General features: G+C 42.2%; 11 protein-coding genes. All 11 read left to right on the forward strand.

Annotated features, from left to right (window positions below):
* Positions 1-4 precede the first annotated feature (4 nt).
* The 11 genes from BLS35_RS15335 to BLS35_RS15385 all read left to right on the forward strand — a co-directional run bounded on the left by BLS35_RS15335 (position 5) and on the right by BLS35_RS15385 (position 20,207).
* Complete coding sequence (locus BLS35_RS15335; protein WP_090782558.1) at positions 5-3,415, forward strand: hypothetical protein; 3,411 nt, start codon at positions 5-7, stop codon at positions 3,413-3,415.
* Entirely contained in the window at positions 3,402-4,817 is a 1,416-nt protein-coding gene (locus BLS35_RS15340; protein WP_254778907.1) for an SGNH/GDSL hydrolase family protein, read from the forward strand. The genes BLS35_RS15335 and BLS35_RS15340 overlap by 14 nt, the downstream gene beginning before the upstream one ends.
* Complete coding sequence (locus BLS35_RS15345) at positions 4,814-6,718, forward strand: glycoside hydrolase family 97 protein (RefSeq protein ID WP_090782560.1); 1,905 nt, start codon at positions 4,814-4,816, stop codon at positions 6,716-6,718. The genes BLS35_RS15340 and BLS35_RS15345 overlap by 4 nt, the downstream gene beginning before the upstream one ends.
* A gap of 6 nt (positions 6,719-6,724) precedes the next feature.
* Positions 6,725-9,571 (forward strand): hypothetical protein, encoded by a 2,847-nt coding sequence (locus tag BLS35_RS15350; protein WP_254778909.1) that lies wholly within the window; start codon positions 6,725-6,727, stop codon positions 9,569-9,571.
* A 48-nt stretch (positions 9,572-9,619) separates the two neighbouring features.
* Positions 9,620-10,249 carry a LysE family translocator gene (locus BLS35_RS15355; protein WP_090782562.1) on the forward strand — a complete coding sequence of 210 codons (630 nt, stop codon included), beginning with the start codon at positions 9,620-9,622 and terminating at the stop codon, positions 10,247-10,249.
* A 155-nt stretch (positions 10,250-10,404) separates the two neighbouring features.
* Positions 10,405-11,454: an aldo/keto reductase gene (locus tag BLS35_RS15360; RefSeq protein ID WP_090782564.1), complete on the forward strand. Its 1,050-nt coding sequence runs from the start codon at positions 10,405-10,407 to the stop codon at positions 11,452-11,454.
* Between the two features lie 157 nt (positions 11,455-11,611).
* Positions 11,612-12,202, forward strand: a complete 591-nt coding sequence (locus BLS35_RS15365) for an RNA polymerase sigma factor (RefSeq protein WP_090782567.1) — start codon at positions 11,612-11,614, stop codon at positions 12,200-12,202.
* Positions 12,203-12,293: 91 nt separating this feature from the next.
* Positions 12,294-13,328: a FecR family protein gene (locus BLS35_RS15370; RefSeq protein WP_090782569.1), complete on the forward strand. Its 1,035-nt coding sequence runs from the start codon at positions 12,294-12,296 to the stop codon at positions 13,326-13,328.
* 55 nt (positions 13,329-13,383) lie between these two features.
* Positions 13,384-16,950: a SusC/RagA family TonB-linked outer membrane protein gene (locus BLS35_RS15375; protein ID WP_090782571.1), complete on the forward strand. Its 3,567-nt coding sequence runs from the start codon at positions 13,384-13,386 to the stop codon at positions 16,948-16,950.
* 26 nt (positions 16,951-16,976) lie between these two features.
* Complete coding sequence (locus tag BLS35_RS15380; RefSeq protein WP_090782573.1) at positions 16,977-18,326, forward strand: RagB/SusD family nutrient uptake outer membrane protein; 1,350 nt, start codon at positions 16,977-16,979, stop codon at positions 18,324-18,326.
* Entirely contained in the window at positions 18,327-20,207 is a 1,881-nt protein-coding gene (locus tag BLS35_RS15385) for a TlpA family protein disulfide reductase (protein ID WP_090782575.1), read from the forward strand. It abuts the gene before it with no gap.
* Positions 20,208-20,210: the final 3 nt, after the last annotated feature.

A 20,210-nucleotide genomic window follows, 5' to 3' on the forward strand; every position in this document is an offset into this window, starting at 1 on the left:
AAATATGTACCAGAAAACCAGCCTATGTTTATTGTTAACAGCATTCTTGTTTTTAACAACGGGAAGGGCAATTGCCCAGCAAGAAAAAAGCCTACTGCTAGGAACTGATTTTCAGTTTAAAGGCAAATGGTTTAATGAAGTAAATAAAGACGGGATCAGTGGTAACATTTTAAGGTTTTTAGAAGGAGAACAGGACAGTACATCTGATGCATTAACCGTGATGAATATCGGAAAAGCAGGTCGCTATGCCATCTGGATAAGGACCCCCGATTTTGATACACGCCCCCGTACGCGCTTGTTCCAGCTTTCGGTTGGAAATGCCAGGTTAAAAAAAGCAGGTGGACATGGAAAACCAGGTTATGCCTGGGAGCGTCTCGGAAGTGCTGACCTGAAGGGGACTGATGTGCTGTTGCGCCTCCATAATTTTAATTTTGGCCGTTGCGATGCTATTCTTTTTGTGCAGGACAGCACCATCAATCCAAATGATATAGATAAGAAAACGCTTTTATCCTGGAAAAAGCTTCCTGTTATGCAGGAAGCGCTTACGGAGGAAAAAAAGAACACAAGTCCCTCACTTCAACTGAGCAAGACCGATAAGGTCATTGCAGGAATTGAAAACGAGGCTGTACGTGTGCAGTTTGTAAGAACGGGAGCTGACCATAAGGCTATCGCTTGTAAAACAGAAATAAAAAAAGATGGGGCCTGGCAACAGGTCAGTACTGCAAACCTGGAAGACCATAGGATTTTCTTAATCAGTACTGATGCTACCGCCATCCAGTTTAATAAGTATTATCCGGGCTGGGAAAACCAAAAACCAACAGCATATTTTGTTTTTAATGGTCATAAATATGCAGTTCACAAGCCGGGAGCTGATCTCAATCCTTTTGAGGCCGGTAACCTCAGTGAAGCCATTCCTATTGCTGCAGAAGCTGTAGATAAGCAAACCATAAAAGTTCAATATGTGACCAGGAATGGTTCGACCATAACTGGTTTGTGGACCTTACATCCAGGGCAGCAACATATCGATTTGCGGTTAATCTGCAAAACTGCCCAGCCGGGGTATTACAGTATGGGGATCGAAGCCTTTCAGCCTGTTTCTGATCAGGACCTGGAAAGCGTGATGATGGCACCCATGTTTCAGTATAAGCGGCTTTCGGATGGCCCGCAAATGATGATTACTTCTATGATGCAGCAACCCTTGGCTATTGTTTCTTCGAAAACAGGGCAAGGTATTGTTTCAAGTTATGTAGCAACAAGCCCTGAATTGTTTAAAAAGGACTGGGGTTCGGTAGACTATGCGCCTGCGGGTTTTACATTGAAGAACCACAATAACCAGATACAGCCGGTTATGTTTTCTCCTGTTCTGGGAATGAATGATTCTAAATACCGCGCAGGGGAGTTGATTGACAGGCGATTTATTATTGGTGTAAAGTCGGGCAATTGGGATTCGGCCATGGATTATGTATCGAATGAAGTGTTTGAGGTAAAAGATTACCGGAAACAAGAAAAAGCTTCGCTTACCGATGCGGTCTTCAACATGATTGAGCTGCTGAAAAACGACAATGCTGGGGGATGGTCGCCCGAGCTAAAAGGGTTTTATGATATTGAAGGCGACCCTAAAACAGCACCTACAGTTGTAAATGCCACACCATTGGCCAACATCGCGCTCTCTGTACTGCAGAATGATGAAGAGTTTTACATCAGCCGATCGCTGCCAACCATAGAGTTTACGCTTTCCAGAAGCGGGTACCGATGGGCAACCGACATTGTTCCGACAGCGTATAATGCTACACGAAAAACACTGGAATTTAACCCGCTTACCTCCCAGTTCACCACATCTTATTATGTAGGATTGGATCGCTTATTGGGTGGATTGAATCCCTGGCTGAAAAATATAGCACTACCGGGAGATAGCCTGAGGGTAGCAAAAGGCTACTCAACAGATTTCCATTCATGGAACCAGGCGCTTTGGGCATACCAACTAACCGGGCAGGCAAAATGGCTGCAACAGGCAAAAAAAGATGCCGATCTTTTTATTCAGCAAAAAATATATAACAATACCAGTAAAGTACTGAGTCATGTACCTTTTTACAATGCCAGTTTTTATGCCCCCTGGTGGGACCTGCTGGATCTCTATGAAACGACAAAAGATAAAAAATACCTGAAAGCCGCGGAATACGGTGCGCATTTCACCATTGCGGGAATACGTAGCTATCCGAAAGTGGGAGATAGCCTGCAAACGATTCATAAGAATAATCGCTATGATGGCGTTACACATATCTGGTGGAAAGGCAACCAGCCTTATCGTTTAGGCTTTCCCCGGAAAAATGGTGATGTACAGGAAAAGAAAGTGCCCGAATGGCTGGTGTCTCCAGTAGGCCTGGGCCTGGAGCAGCCGAGTACCTATTTTACCCGGGTAAAAGATCTGACAGTCCGTCCGGTATTTATGAGCAGTTGGGCGCCCCATTTGTTGCGTTTGTTCCAATACGAGAACAAACCTATTTACGAAACCTATGCCCGCAATGCAGTAATCGGTCGTTATACAAACTATCCAGGGTATTACGGTACGGGGTTTACGGATATCCCCATGTCGGTTGATTTCCCTTATAAAGGACCAGATGTGAGTTCCATTTATTATCATCATATCCCACCACATATCGCTTTTAGCCTCGATTACCTGATCTCAGAAAGCATACAGCGCTCGAATGGAAATGTAGTGTTTCCTTATAGCAAGCAGGAAGGATTTGTCTGGTTTAACAATCGGGTATATGGAGGCGGAAAAGGAAAGATATTTGGAGATCAGGAAGCAACACTGTGGATGCATAAAGGCTTAGTAAATATTCAGAATCCAGGAATCAATTATGTTACCGCAGTTTCGGATAAGAACTTCTGGATCCTGCTTTCCTCGGAAGCGGAGTCAGCGCAAAAAGTATCTGTACAATGGTCTGATGCTACAGCTGCGCTAAAGGATGGGAAAGCCCTGGTTTATGCGCAAACCGATCAGTCAGTTTCTCAGGATTTTAAAGCGGCTAAGCTTGATGTTGTTGTCCCTGCAAAAGGATTTAAGGCAATTTCTATTCCCTTAAAGGCGAACCGGGTAGCAAAGAAATATCAGCCGATAAAAGATGGAATGAAGGTGATTGACCTGGGCGCTCCCTGGGGACGTGTATTTTTGTTCCGTATTCGTTCTCCTTTTGGTTGGGATACCTGCTATGGATTTGCAGAAACGGCTCCTTTAAATGGATATTCTGTAACCGTTAATTGCAACAATCAGCAGCAGGAAATAAAGCAGTACCCTTACGAATGGAGCTTTAATAAACTGGCGATGGGCGAAAGCGCAAAACTGGAACTCATTTTTAAGAGTAATGATGGGAAAACAAAGTCGAAAAAAATTGTACTCAATGGTAATGAATAAAAAAGGTATAAAAACTGCATTGTTTGCTTGTTTATTGATGTCTGCTACTGCATTTTCTCAAAACAGGACTGATAGTGATAAGATTGCGGCCTCCCAGGCAGGGGCTTCAGCCCTTTATTTTGATGTTTCCGCAGCTAATATCCCCGTAATTGAAGTCGGTAATTTCAATAATGAGCAGGAATGCAATGTCAGGGGAGGCCTCCCGGCTTTCTTTGAAAAAGTAAAAGCGGGTAAAAAGGTGGTGGTCGCCTTTATCGGAGGGAGCATCACCCAGGCGAATTTTGGTTATCGCCTTCAAACGGCTCGGTATCTGGAGCAGACTTATCCTCAGGTTAGCTTTCAATGGATCAATGCAGGTGTATCTGGCACGGGAACAGAGCTGGGTGCATTCAGGATCAATGAACAGGTACTCAACCATCAACCGGATCTTATTTTTATAGAATTCGCCGTTAACGGCGCTTATGCCGCCGGGATGGAAGGAATGATCCGTCAAACGATCAAGAAGAACCCCAATACAGCTATTTGTTTGCTGTATACGATTTTAACTGGACAAACTACCTTTTATCAAAAAAATGACTTGCCCCCAAATATCAAAGGGTTGGAGCAGATTGCAGCATACTACGACCTGCCTTCTGTGAATTTAGGCATGGAGCCATCAAGCCTGGAAGCAGAAGGAAAGTTGATCTGGAAGGGAAACCCGGCTGATCAACAGAAGATTTTGTTTTCTGAGGATGGAATCCATCCGACTACAGCAGGAGGAAATCTCTACGCAGCAGCCATTGCTCGTGCCTTCAAAAAAATTGACGCAGCAAAGCCTTTAAAAAAGAAGGAGCTGCCAAAGCCATTAATTACTGCTGCATGGGATGAGGCAACGATGATAGATCCATCAACTTTGCCGGTTCCTGATAAGGGCTGGCAGGTGATAGCAACAGATACCGACCCAAACCTTAAAAAATTTAGTCCCTGGTTTTCTAATGTACTTTCTGCAAATAAGCCCGGGGCCACATTTAGTTTCCGTTTTAAGGGAGATATGATGGGCGTATTTGATATTGGTGGACCAGAGGTTGGACAACTGGAGTGGATTGTAGATGGAAAACTGATAAAACTTAGCAGAGAAAAGGAGGGGAATTTTATTTATTACCAGGCGAAAGATACAACTGCTGCTGATGTATTGAATAGATTCAACAACTATTGCTATAACCGTTACCGTGGACAGTTTGATGTAATTAAAGTGCCTTATGGGGAGCATTTGGTAAAGGTAACCTTGTCTGGACAGAAGGCTGATAAACTCATGATACTGCCAGAAGACAAGCGAGCGGATATAGTTCAACATCCTGAAAAATATGATCAGACAGTTATTTACTTAGGTCGGATTTTATTAAGAGGAACATTATTGAAATGAAACAGGTACTTAAGAAAATAAGTGGGTGCTTTTTAACGACGTTTAGTCTTGTGTTGGGGCTAACGGCTTGTTTTATAAATGCTGGCCAATGCGCTGAAAAGCCCTTGGTGCTTAAAAGCCCCTCTTCTTCTTTAACCGTACGTATTTTTAGGGAGGGGGATAAGGGGTTTTATTATACCCTTTCTTTGAACAACCGGATCTTAATACAGCCTTCCAATATAGGTTTAAGCATTGCTGGAAAACCCTTGTTAGATCCTGCAGCTAAATTAAAACTGATCAGCAGCAATAACGTAACGGAATCCTTTTCTTTGCTCCGTCACAACTTTCAGGTCAGGAATGCTTCCTACAAAAAATACCAGATTGGTATTGGCAAAAGCCTGATCGAGTTTGCTGTATTTGATGATGGTTGTGCCATCCGTTATCAGTTGCCTCCTAAGCAGGCATACATTACCGCAGAGCAAACTAGTTTTGTTTTAGATGGAAATGCGCGTGCATGGTTCTTTGAACGTACGAATAACTGGAAGCTTAAGTCTTACGCTGGCTTGTGGACTGAAACCCGGGTTGACAGTCTTGATCAGATCAGCCCAACTGGCCCCGTACAGGGAAAGCCGATTGTGGCCCAATTGGCAGATAAAAGCTACCTGTTTATTACCGAAGCCGCATTACAGGGTTACAGCGGCATGCGGTTGAAGGCAAATAAAAATAGCCTAAATGTAGATTTTACCGAGGGTGAAAAAGGTTTTGATGTACAGTTTGACCAGCTCTCTTATACACCCTGGCGCGTTATTGGCTTGGCGAAGAACCTCAATGAGCTCGTTAACCAGTCTATCGTTGAAGCACTAAATGCGGCGCCTGATCGTGCTTTATTTAAGAATACAGATTACATAAAGCCTGGGAAAAGTGCCTGGAGCTGGATCACAAGGGATGAGAATTACCTGGACCCAGTTGCAGAAAAAAAGATCATCGATGCCGCCGCCCAGCTAAATTACACTTATACCTTAATTGATGATGGCTGGGAGGAGAAATGGAAACAAAAATGGGAGGTACTGAAAGATCTGGTGGCGTATGGACAGAAAAAAAAGATCGGGGTCTGGGTATGGAAGGATTCTAAATTTTTGAGGGATGCAGCTTATCGGGACGCTTTTCTGGATACATTGAGCCGTTTTGGGGTTGCAGGAATTAAAATAGACTTCATGAACAGTGAAGCAAAGGACCTGATAGATTTTGAGCTCGACTTTTTAAAAGCTGCGGCAAAAAAAAGACTGATGGTTAACTTTCATGGCTGCCAGACCTCTACCGGGGAATACCGTACCTATCCAAATGAAATGACCAGGGAAGGTGTGCGGGGAATGGAACTGAATATCATGAATGAGCCGATTCCTGCATGGCACAATGCGGCATTGCCCTTTACAAGGTTTATGATGGGACCCGCAGATTATACGCCAGGGCTTTTTTCCAAACGGGCATCGACAACCCTTACTCATCAACTGGCCTTGCTTTATTTATTTGATTCAGCTTTTCAATGCATTGCCGAAAATCCTTTGACGCTTTTAAATGATACGTTGTATCGCCCTATACTTCCACTGATAAAGGATTTACCAACAACCTGGGACAACACACTGGTCCTGAATGGAAGCGAAATAGGCCGTTGTGCTATTTTAGCCAAAAGGAAAGGGAATGACTGGTATCTGGCGGCAATTAACGGACTTGCTTCAGAAAATATCATCATGCTGGACTTGTCCTTTATTAAAGATCTTTCAGCTTATAGCGCAACTGTGATATGTGATGCTAAGGGGGCATTTTCCGCCTCGGCAGCAGTCCCTGAACAGTTAAATAAAAAGAAAATATCCATTCCTCCTATGGGAGGTTTTGTAGTCCATTTGAAACCGAGAGCTAAATAGTATTTTATGAAAATAGTACAGCGTAAGATAAAAGAGTATATTCAATTCATTTGCTTTTTTGTTGCCTTTGGTTTGTGTATGAAATCGAATGCGCAAATTGTAACAGATAGTAAGGGCGTTAAAATTATCTCCAAGGACAAAACTTATCTGTTTAAGCCAGATTTTGTGGTGATCTGTAACGAAAAGGATCCTGAACTTGCGTTGAAACCTTCAGGATTAAAAAAAGTATCTTACAATATTCCCACCTGGAAAACTGATGACAGTAGTCTGGCTGATTATCATCAGCAAATTGTTAACGCCAGTGTTGCCGGAGATGGATTTGATGACAAGATATTAAGAAGTGCGAAACAAGATAGAACAGCCAATATCTATCACGCAGGAGTAAGCTATTTTCTTAGCGCCACCAAAACAGTTAGTGCTGGAGATTCCATTTACTTTATCTTTCCGGAGCAAGCTTTGTTTACGCTAAAAGCCTGGCTGGTTAAAAGCAGTTTGCCTTATCCCAAAATAGAGTTTCTGTTTACACCGAAAAAAAATGGCTTTTATAGTGTGGGCTATATCGGGGCACCTTCTTTTAAAAGCGATCATGTTGATGAAGTATGGCAACCGCTGATCTGGACGGAAAAACGGGTTCCTTTGCAGCCTTACCTTACGCCATCGTTTATGGCGACAATACCCACTACCTTGGTGAATGATGGATATAATTCAATAGGCGTATTGGCTGATTCCAGGTATTTGCCTTTTCAACCTTTGCCACTATTAACCAACAGTCAGTTCGGGATCGCGCTTTTAAATAACAAATCAGCATTGCAACCCCAGATTTTCGCCCCTATGCCGGGTGGCTTCAATTCCCAGATGAAGGCAGGACATTCTTTTGAGTTCTCGATGAACCTTATTGTTGAACCCTTGAGCATTACTAAAACATATGAACAAATAGCGACAACTGTATTTGGATTTAAGGATTATCGCAGCAACGCTACCGTTTCTATGAATACAACTCTGGATAACCTGATTGATTATTCCAAGACCCGTTATGCCTGGTTTATTGATAGCTTAAAAGGCTTTGCTTATGCTACGGATGTGCCTGGTGCAGTAAAAAATGTTTCGAGTCTGAACCCACTTGAATTGGCTATTGTTAGGGATGATAAAGAAATGTTTGATAAAAGGGCCTACCCTTTAATGGAATTTATGTTATCGCGCGAAAAGTTCCTTTTTGCGATTGACAGTAATCAGAAAATTCAATCCCCTTCCAGGAAATTGAGAGGCCCCATTGCTCCATTATCAGAATTACAGGTATTGTCGGATGTTTTTGGCAAGAATAACTCCTTTTATGCCACGATGGCAAAAAAGGAGTTTGGAACCGCGCGTGTCAGAAATCTTGATGAAGAGCAGAAAGGCCGCAACTGGGTCAACGCCATGTTTATGTTTAAGCTGACATCCGATTCCGCTTATTTACGTTTAAGCAAGACCCTGGCAGATAAATATTTGAAAGAAAGAGTAGATACACGCTTAAAGCAGTTTGGTGATCCCTTGTTTAGTTCCAACTTCTTCTGGCCAACCTTTACCAATAACTGGTCCGCTCTTTTAGAGTTATATGAACTTACTGCTGATCGTCGGTATCTGGAAGCAGCACAGGATGGAGCCAGACATTATACTTTGTTTACCTGGATGGCGCCAGCTATACCAAATGATCTGGTTACTGTAAATAAAGGTGGAAAAGCGCCTATGTATTGGTACCTCAAATCAAAAGGACATCATCAAATGTATTATCCCGAAGAAAAAGTTCCTGCATGGAGACTTTCTGAAATGGGACTTACACCTGAATCATCAGGAACTTCGACCGGACACCGGGCTATTTTTATGTCTACCTATGCACCCTGGTTGTTAAGGATAGGCTATCAAACAAAGGACCCATTTTTAATGAAAGTTGCTAAAGCTTCGATTGTTGGCCGTTCTGAAAGTTTTCCGGGATATCATATCAATACGGAAAGAACTACAGCCTATGAAAAGGCCGATTTTCCGCTCCATGAGCATAAGGATCAGAGCGTAAACTCCTTTCATTACAACCATATCCTGCCAATGGCTTCTATGTTTGTTGATTATCTGGTTTCAGATGCTTATGTAAAAAGTGGGGGCAAGATTGACTTTCCAAGTGATTATATCGAAGGATATGCCTATTTGCAGAATAAGTTCTACGGGGCTAAGAAAGGTCGGTTCTTTCAGTTCAATAATGTGCAACTCTGGATGCCTTCCCGCTTGCTGAACACAGCTAATGTTGCTTTAAACTATGTCAGTGCAAAAAAAGGAGATACACTTTTACTTGCCTTTATGAACCAATCCGGAGCGGATATCAGCACTCGTGTTTCTGTCGATGCTTCCCGGGTAGATTTTTCAGGTAGTACGGGAGTTCAGACTTTATATCCATCAGCGAAAGTTTTGAATTTAAAAGACGGTACTTTTCAGATCAGTGTTCCAGCTGGTGGCATTACTGCCCTGGCTGTCCCGGGCGTAAAAATCAGTAGTGGTTTTCAGGATCAGATCCTGAATGTGAAAAAAGATCAAAGAAGTGATTATATCAGTATCCCGGAAGGAGATACAAAGGCATTATTGTTTAAGCTTGGTGCTTATGCGCAAAAGCTTTATGTATTTCTTCAGGAAGATGATACAAAATGGAAGAAGGCCAGGTTGGTCTACAAGATCAAGGGAAACAAGGAAAAGACTATTGATAAAAATGAATATCCATTTGAATTTACAGTGCCGGTTGATCTAGATAAAGCAGTTCGTTTTCACCTGGAATTAACGGATAAGAATGGGAAATTGACCAGATCTAAAGAAACGGAATTGGGCAAATAATAATATATTTCGGATATTACGATTGTAAACTCCTAAATATCAAATATCATGTATGGCATAGAGAACATTTCTGCCTTTATTTTTGCAGCTACTATTGTTGTAATCAGTCCTGGTGTTGACACCATCATGGTGCTAACAAGAAGTATTTCCAATGGAAAAATCGCTGGATTTTATTCTGTAATTGGTGTATGCATGGGCTTGATGGTTCATACCTGTGCAGCTACTTTTGGTTTATCAATTATCCTGGCAAAGTCGGCGTTTATCTATAGCCTGGTCAAGTATATTGGTGCTGCTTATCTCATTTATCTAGGCTATAAATCCTTCACTGCTAAAACCTCGCAAGACGACTTGCCGTTTTCTGCAAAGCCTATAGGAAACCGCATGATGTTTTATACTGCATTTATTAGCGACGTGCTAAACCCTAAAATTGCCATTTTCTTTTTAGCATTTTTACCCCAATTCATAAACGTAGCTGCTGTAAATAGTCCAATGCCATATTTTTTATTAGGCACAATAATTTTATCCATCACCTTTATATGGTGTTCTTTACTCGTTATATTGGGAAGCAAGGCGACTAGCTTTTTTAACAGAAGTAAGAAGGCCGAAAGCCTTATGAATAAACTATCAGGGATCGTCTTTATATTACTGGGATTAAAAGTCGCACTAACGAAAAGATAATGTACAAAATGGGCACAATCAAAATCGTGCCCATTTATATTTACATAATCTTTTAGGTCAATTTAGGAAAATGGTCTGAAAACAAAACAATTTTTGAAACAGAAAGGTATTGAATACAGATCAGGGATAAAATTGATAATCTTAAATAAAAAGAAATGGAATACAGACAATTAGGCGCATCTGGATTACAGGTGCCAGTGCTTAGTTTTGGGACTGCTACTTTTGGTGGTGGTAATGAGTTTTTCAAAGCATGGGGGAGCACACAGACTGAAGAAGCCAAAAGGCTTATTGATATTTGCCTTGATGCTGGTGTAAACCTTTTTGATACTGCAGATATTTATTCGGATGGTATGGCTGAAGAAGTATTGGGTAGGGCAATCGCCGGTAAACAAAGAGATAAACTCTTGCTTTCCACAAAAGCAACTTTCACCTTTGGGGACGGTCCTAACAACCAGGGCTCATCCCGTTTTCATATTTTAAAACAGATAGAAGGTAGCCTCAAACGTCTCGGAACGGACTATATAGATATTTATCATATGCACGGCTTTGATGGCAATACGCCAGTCGAAGAAACCCTGCGCAGCCTTGATGACCTGATACAAAGTGGGAAAGTACGCTATATTGCCGCATCTAATTTTTCTGGATGGCATTTGATGAAATCACTAGGGGTGTCAGAAAAATATGGATGGAACCGTTACATTGCACATCAGGTGTATTATTCCCTGGCTAACAGGGAGTATGAATGGGAACTTATGCCATTAGGACTCGATCAGAAAGTAGGTGCGATTATCTGGTCGCCACTTTCCGCTGGAAGACTGGGTGGAAAATACGGCCGAGATAAACCCGTTCCAGCAGAAAGTCGTGTAGCTCAAGGCGGTAGTCCGGTACCAGAAATGGTGGTAAAAGAGGACGTATTTTACAATACAATAGATGCTCTGGGCGAAGTGGCGGAAGAAACCGGCAAAAGTATGGCGCAAGTGGCCCTGAACTGGTTACTTCAAAGGCCGACGGTTTCAAGTATCATTATCGGAGCCAGAAACGAAGAACAACTGAAGCAAAACCTAGGCGCAGTGGGTTGGAATCTTAGCACAGAGCAGGTCAAAAGATTAGACGAAGCAAGTACTGTTCCACCAATTTATCCTTATTGGCACCAGTGGCAAAACAAAACCCTGAATCCAACCCCAGACTTTTATAGAGAAAGATGATGAGTAGTTAAACTACTCATACATATACTCCGTAAGCGTTTTTCGGATTTGTGGAATGGATATCTATAATTATTTGATGATTTTTATTTGTTCCTCCAAACATTTTTTCATCTTTGAATATTCTTCCTTAAATCTTTTGTAAATAGCAAATTATAATATGACCAGTGAACAAAAGGCCTGGGATGAGTTTAGGTATGGGGATGAGGATGCGTTAAAGGTCATATTCAATGCCTATTATAATCTTCTCTTTAACTACGGACATAAGTTTACACCGGATGACCACATTATAGAAGATGTGATTCAGGATCTGTTTGTCAAACTTTGGGTAGATAGGGAAAATATCAATCCGACAAATTCTGTAAAGAACTATATCTACAAAGCTTTTAGACGGCGTTTAATTAGAAAATTGGATTATTCGCCAAGGATTATGGCTTTTCCTGCTACGGAAGAACGAATCGGATTTAACATTGAGCTTGGTCATGATCACCGTATGATCAGTGCAGAACGAACAAAAAAGATCCAGCACAATCTCGCTATCGCACTTGATAAAATGACTCCCCGCCAGCGGGAGGTTATTCACTTGCGCTATTTTGAAGAAATGGACTTCAACGAAATTGCCGATGTGATGCAACTTTCGACAAAAGCCACTTATAAACTGCTCTACAGAGCAATCGATGCCCTAAAGCAACATCTTCCAAGGTTTGATTACCTGGTGATACTTTATCTGCTGGATCTCTCCAGGAAGTAACCCGTTTACGATCATAATTTACCGCCCTCAAAAAAAATAAAATTGATTGGGGTAAAATGTGAATCTCGTGTGTATATAACATTAACAAATCATGAACAACTTGAAAGCAACTGATTACAGCAGCTATGGTACGCTGGATTTTTTTGACGATGAAAACTTTATCCGTTACGTTTTGCATCCCGAAGAAGCCAGTAAAACGCATTGGCAGAACGTATTGTCGGAGTATCCGGATAAGGCCCAGGCGATGGAAGAAGCGGAAGGGTGGATACTGATGCTGCGTGCTCAGAAAGTGTATACGCCTAAAAATAGTGCCGAACCCACTTGGGAGCAGATTAGTAAACGGATTGCAAGACATGAACATATCGCACATACCTATAAACTTCCGCTTAAACGTGTCGGTAGATGGGCTTCTGCAATAGCTGCGATGATGGTAATTTACTTTACTGTTGGAGAACTGATGCAACAAGGCAAGCAGGTTATCCAATCCGGTTATGGGCAATTGCGCAGTATCACACTTCCCGATGCGTCAGTTGCAACACTGAACGGCAACAGTCGGATTCATTATATCCGTGACTGGCGTTCTGATAGACCACGGGAGATATGGCTGGAGGGCGAGGCTTCATTTGCAGTAAAACATGTAGCCCTTAAAAACAGATTTCAGGAAGCAGATTCATTTAAGGTACATGTTAATGGCATTGAGTTGACTGTACTTGGTACGAAGTTTAACATTAAAGACAGGCGCGGGCAGACGGAAATTGCATTGCTGGAAGGAAGCCTGAGAATTGAGAAAAAAGGTTTGTCTCCTTTTTCCAGGATCATGAAGCCGGGAGATGTTTTTGTCTACGATGGCACACAGATCCAAAAGGAAGCGCAGAAAATTGCGGCTGCAAGCCAGTCATGGACAAAGAAAGAACTCAATGTGGAGGGATATACATTAAAAGATATTGCTGAGATACTGGAGGATACTTACGGTTACAAGGTAACACTCCATGTGGATGATCTGACTGGAAAGCGACTTTCCGGTACCGTGCCTTCTGGAAGTGCAGAAGATATTCTGTTTGTCGTAGAAAAAGTATTCAACGTAAAAATTATAAAAGATAAGAACCAATTGCTGATTACCCATTGATATAGATGACCTAACGCTCAGTAATTTTTTTAACAACCAACAAAACCCAAACTAAATGAAAAGAAAACTACTAATGATTCTGGGACTGTTCCTCACAGTAACCTTTGCGCAGCCTGCATGGGCACAGGAGCAGATCACACTGCAAAAGGCGCTGGCTGAAATCCAGAAAACTTACGGCACCAAATTTTCTTACCAGGCAGGTCTGGTCAATAACGTAAAGGTAGGGCTCAACCTGCCCCTCACCAAGTCTGAACCCGTAGAGAATGTATTGAAAAAGATATTGTATCCCAATAAAATGCTTTTCCTGTATGTGCAGGAAAACTATTACACCATCATTAGGGATACGCGCGAAGACGAAAAGCAGCTTGAAGCAGCCCGGCAAAATACACCCGAGCCCAATTACAGAACCGTTACAGGGAAAGTCACTGACGAAAAAGGCAATCCACTGGTTGGTGTTACCGTATTTCCGGAGGGAACGAATGTGAGGCAAGGTGTAATTAGTAGCAGTGATGGCAGTTATACCCTGCGTTTGCTGGGGACTGCAGATGCCATTGTATTTACTTACGTAGGTATGCAACCAAAAAAGTTAGCCTTGGGTAAAAGCAATGTAGTAAATGCTACGCTTTATAATGAGCAGAATGTGCTGAATGAAGTTCAGGTGGTCTCTACCGGATATGCCAAAATATCGAAAGAGCGTGCAACGGGCTCTTTTGACTTGATTACAAAAGAAGACATTAAGGAAGTACCTTCAGTAAATCTATTGGAAAAGCTGGAAGGGGAAACTCCCGGTTTGCAGGTGAATCTTCGAAACAATACCATTTCCATCCGTGGAAGAAATAGCTTCGGTAGTGGATATAATCCAAGTCCCCTTATTGTGATCGACGGATTTCCGGTAATGGATAACGAAGATGGACGCGCTGTTTTATCTAAGACCGCTTCTGGTAACGGTACCAGCGGGAGTGCCATTTTAAGCAGGTTTAATCCTGATGATATTGAAAGCATAACCGTGCTAAAAGATGCTGCCGCCGCTTCTATATGGGGTGCGCAAGCTGCGAACGGGGTTATTGTAATTGAAACAAAGAAAGGAAGAAACACACCTCCAATGATCAATTTCGGTACCAACCTGAGCATTTCTGCACCCTCAGATCTAAACAACATTAAGACAATGAACAGCGCACAGTACATTGACCTGGAGCGTGAACTCAAGGATCTGGGCTTCATCACCGATCCGGCCGTAAAACCGAGTTGGGCAGCTTTCAACACTAACCGCCCTCAGAGTGAGGCCTTGGAATGGATGTTTAAAGTGGATCGTGGTACAGCTACAATAGCAGAACGCGACGCTGCACTGGCAGCCTTGGGTCAGATTGATAACAGAAGCCAGATCAAGGACCTTCTTTTGCAGAATGCCGTTTCACAACAGTATAACCTATCTTTATCCGGAGGTGCAAATAAAAGTACTTATTATCTGTCTACCAACTATACCAAAGATATTCCCGTGTTTCGTGGTAACAAGGCGGAGAGTTTCTTTGTCAATTCTAATCTGAATAGTAAATTGTTCAATGACCGGGTAAACCTGAGTTTTGGCCTGAATTATAACTATTCGAACAGCGTTAACAACCCTGCGGCACTGGATGCCATGGGCACAGGACAAAGGGGCTTGCGGCCCTATGAGCTGTTGCAGGATGCCAATGGAAACAACATTTCCAGGGCTATCCGTTACAGAGAAGAGGTAGTACAGGATTTCATGAACAAAGGCTACCTATCATGGCGCTATTCACCGCTTGATGAACTGGACCAAACAGACTACAATACACAGTCTAACCGTCTGCGCTTCAACATGGGGGTAGATACTAAAATTATCGAGGGCGTTAATTTCGTAGTTTCCGGAATGTTGCAGCGTAATATTGAAGAAACCAACAATGTGGATAGGGTAGGCAGCTATAGTGTGAGGGATATGCTGAACTATGCCACAACGGTAAATACCGCCGGAAAATTGGTGACTGGTATACCTTATGGAGGTATCCTGGGACTTAGCAATTATAATGGATGGGAATACTCCCTGAGGTCTCAGGTAAACGTTGACCGCAATGTAGGCGGGCTGTTAAATATTGCATTCCTTGCTGGTGCGGAGATTCGCCAGAACAGGTACCAGTCTTCTACTCAGCAACGCTACGGTTTCAACGAAGATATTTATCAGGATAAAACTGTGAACCCTACAGTACCTTATAATAATGTTGATGGCTGGCAATCAACGATATCCTATAATAATACATTAAGGAAAAATATCAATCGCGCAATGTCTTATTATTCTAATATTGGCTTATCTTTTCTAAGTGGAAAATATGTAGCCTCCGGAAGTATACGTTTTGACGATTTCACTATAACAGGTGCTTCACGTAACCAGCGTGCCCAACCACTTTGGTCTGCAGGTTTAAAATGGAATGCTAAATTGGAACCACTGGTGAAAGACATCAACTGGCTGAACGCACTTAACTTCAGGCTTACCTATGGGGTAAGTGGAACGCTACCCACAGGATCGGGAAATGTGGTTACACTCAACACGAGTGTAGACAATCTGACAAACGAAACTACAGCGCAGATTGCAAGTCCTGCAAACAACCAGATCTCCTGGGAAAAAGTGAAATCATTCAACTTCGGAGTAGATTTTGCCATACTGAATAACCGTTTGGCATTTAATATAGATGCTTATGATAAAAGGACCGCTGATATTTTATACACATTTCCTTATAATTCAACCTATGGATGGAACAGTTTAATGTTCAACAGCGCGAGCATGAAAAGCCATGGTTTTGAGCTGGGAATGCGCGCAAATGTAATCAGGCATAAAGATTATTCATGGAGTTCGGTCTTTAATTTTTCTTACAATACAAACGAAGTTACAGACAGCAGGCTTAAGAAAAATACTACCAGCAATATCATCGGTTCATCATTGCCTACGGTAGGTCTGCCAGTAGATTATATATATGCATACAGATGGGCCGGACTGGATGATAAAGGCCAGTCGCAGGTATACAATAAAAACGGGGATATTCTCAATTCAAGCGTAGGTAACAATCAGCTGACTGCGGATGACCTGGTATACATGGGAAGAGCTACGGCACCTTACTTTGGTGGTTTTAATAATGATTTCAGGTACAAACAATTCACTATGGGAGTTAGAATTTCTTACTCCATGGGCAATGTGATCAGAAAACCGTCGGTAGAGAGCTATCCGGATTACTCTCCTTACCAGGGCGCCATCGGGATGCATTCTGACCTTGCCCAGCGTTGGAAGCAAGCTGGTGATGAGAATTTTACCAACGTACCCGGCCTGAAAAACATTACTTTTAATAGTTTAAACAGGTATAAAAATGCTGATATATTAATGATCAGTGGTAGTTATGTGCGCCTGCAGCAAATCTCACTGGGCTATATAGCAACCAATGAACTATTGAAACGCACGCCGTTTAAGTCGGCTTCCATTAACGCCAGCGTGAGAAACCTTGGACTGCTTTGGGTAAAAAATAAATACGGGATAGACCCTCAATATATGGCCAGCAGCAGTTACAATAACCTGGCTCCAGCTAAAACATTTTTTATCAGTATTAACACATCGTTCTAACCAGACGTATTTAAAGATATTTTAAAATGAAAAAATTAACCTATAAAATTTGCTTTGGCCTGTTCGTTCTGGCTTTCAGCTCTTCCTGCAGAAAATACGTAGAGGTAGATCAGTTTGGTACGCGTACTTTGAAATATACAGAAGACTTTCAGTACCTGGTTAATAACCGGTCGAACTTTGAAGGTACCTATATTCTTCCTTTGGTAACTAATGACGACATGGGCACTACAGATGTAAATCATCAGAATTCTATGGCGGCAGAAATAAAAGCTGCTTATGTATGGGGAGCAACCTTTTATGGTGATACACAGTCTGATATAGGGTGGAATAACCTTTACAAAAGCATTTACACCTGTAATGAGATCCTTTTTAGCGTAATGGAAAGCCAGAATGGTACCGATGCGCAGAAAAAAGAAATTTATGCAGAAGCGCTGGTGCAAAGAGCCTATGCTTACCTGATGCTGGCCAATCAATATGGCGAAATTTATGATCCGGGCAAAGCACAAAACCAGATCGGTATCCCATTACTAACTACTCCGGATTTGTATCAGAAACTGGACCGCAGTAATCTGAAGAAGGTTTATGATCAGGTGATTTCAGATTTGGAGCAAGCGATTCCTTTTTTACCAAATACTGGAACCAATAACGGGCATGCGGCCAAGGTTTCTGCTTATGCGTTGTTGTCCAGAACCTACCTGTATATGAGAAACTTTGCACTTGCGGGAGAATATGCGGATAAATCACTGGCGATAAACAGCGCATTAAAAACGTTGGAAACTTATATTGGTAAGACAGCAACTTTTCCGAGAAGACATGAGGATCCAGAGGTTCTTTTGTCAAGGCTTTCTGCTGGAAGGTTCATCTCACAGCTAAACCCTGAGTTGATCGACTTGTTTACTACCGGAGATGTACGGTTGGAACTGTTCACCGGTACGACTGCTGGAGTGCCCGGCAGGGCATACATCCGCCCGCAGTTTAACGAATTTGCCAGCCACACGGGACTGTCAGTGCCAGAAATGATATTGATCAGGGCAGAGGTACACGCACGTGCGGGAGAGGTGTCTAAAACATTGGAATTGCTGAATAAACTTAGAAAAACAAGAATCAAAGCAGCCAACTACCAGGATCTGGCCATTTCCAATCCTGCTGATCTGCTTCCTGCTGTCATCAATGAGCGAAGAAGGGAGTTTATGGGAACCGGTTTACGTTGGTTCGATCAACGCAGGTTGAACTTAGATCCTGAATTTGCAAAGCCTTATGTGCGGACGTTCCTCGGACAGCAATATACTTTAAGTCCAGGCAGTAACAGGTATATCTACCCTGTGGCACCTGCTGTACTAGACCTTAATCCAGAAATACAACAAAGCCCAAGATAAATGAGAAAAATATGCTTAATCATCTTTTTTGCCCTTCTGTCCATATTTACCTATGGACAGGATGGTAAAAAACGACTTAACCTCAACCCTGCATTGCCCATAGCTGGAAAGCAGATTTCCCTTCAATACAACGCTAAGGGAACTGACCTCGAATTTAGTGATGAAGTATCAGGAATGGCTACGCTTTTCCACAAGGCTGCTGCCGAATGGGAAGTGCAGCCAGTCAAACTGAAGAAAGTTAATGGAAACTGGACGGCTAACCTTACACCGCCGGCAGACGTATCCTTTATAGCTTTTAGGTTTTTTCAAGGAAGTGCTGAACGTCCTGAAGCAGCTGATAATAATGAAGGCAAAGGATTTTACAGCCAGGTATTGGGTGCTAAAAATAGACCTGTTCCAGGTAATTACCTGGGAGAAGCATTACTGTTTATCGGATCTCAGGAATTAAAACCATTCGCTACCGTTGAAAAAGATGGGGCAAGGGTGGCTGCATTGCTCAAAAAAGAAGCACAGATATCAGGTGCTGTCCTTAACGAAGACCAGTTGTCTGAAATTCAACGTTATTATCAGTTTACTATTAAAGATAGTCAGCAAGCTGAGGCTTTGAAATCAGAAATCCTTAACCGTTTCCCCAAAGGAAACACCGCCAGGTTCATCAGTTTTCAAAAGGCGCAGCAGGAAAAAGATCCGGCAAAATTTGCTTCTGCGATGGAGCAGTTTCTGGTTTCATTTCCAATAGCGGAATGGCGTAAAAATAAAGGTTCCCAGGCTTATATTTATTATACTGTTTATCGGGCACTGGGCACTGCTTATTTTGAGAGAAAGGCTTACGATAAGTTTTTGGCTTTGTTCAACGATTTTGATTTTAAAACGGCCAATGAAGTTTACCGATGGAACCTAACCAGGACCGAGATGATGGGGTCTGAAGAAGAAAAGAAGGCCCTTTTGCCTTTAAGCCGGAAGATCATGCCATATTTATTGAAATTGAAAAATGATGGTTCTTACAGAGAAGATTTTGGTGGTAATGATTCACTGGAAAATAACAATGTTGACCAGCAACTGAGCGACCGGATCTTTACCCACGTTTCTTTATGTAAAGCTGGTGGGGCTTACCAGGAGGCCGTAGATTATATACAGCAGTTATCTAAACAAAAGAAGTATGCGAATGCAGAACTGAATGAGTTGCATTTATATATGCTGCAGAAACTTGGAGCGGTTAAAGACATACAGCCATTACTGGAGGCAAGCGTTAAAAATAGTGCGGTAACGCCATTGATGTTCGATAAGATGAAGGAAATTTACCTTTCCGCACACAAGGGTGATTCAGCAGGTTACGAAAAATATTTGGCCTCATTGAAATCTTCGGATGCCTTAAGTGCCTTGCGCCACCATGTAATGGAAAATATGGTCAGACATCCGTTGATCCCTTTTTCTTTGGAAAATGCAGAGGGAAAAATGGTTAATTCTGCAGATTGGAAAGACAAGATTGTGGTGATTGACTTTTGGGCCACCTGGTGCAGACCCTGTATCATGGCTTTTCCGGGGATGCAACTATTGATAGACAAGTATGCGAATGATCCTTCGGTAGGAGTTTACATGATCGGTACAATGCAGTTTGGCGACTATAAGAAAAAATCAGTTGACTATGTAAAGAGCAAAGGTTTCCGTTTCAATTTGTTGCATGATGCCATTGGAGAAAAAGGTGAGCAGAATAAAGTGTTTAAAAGCCTGATTCCCTTGTTCCAGTCTTCGGGTATCCCTCGTAAGATTATTGTGAAAAATGGTGAGGTAAGGTATAGCTCTGAAGGGTATTCAGGTAGTCCAAGTCAGCTTATGGATGAGTTGTCGATGGCCATTGAGATCATAAGGTCAGAAAATTAAGCA

Source organism: Pedobacter sp. ok626 (assembly GCF_900100435.1).
GTDB lineage: Bacteria > Bacteroidota > Bacteroidia > Sphingobacteriales > Sphingobacteriaceae > Pedobacter.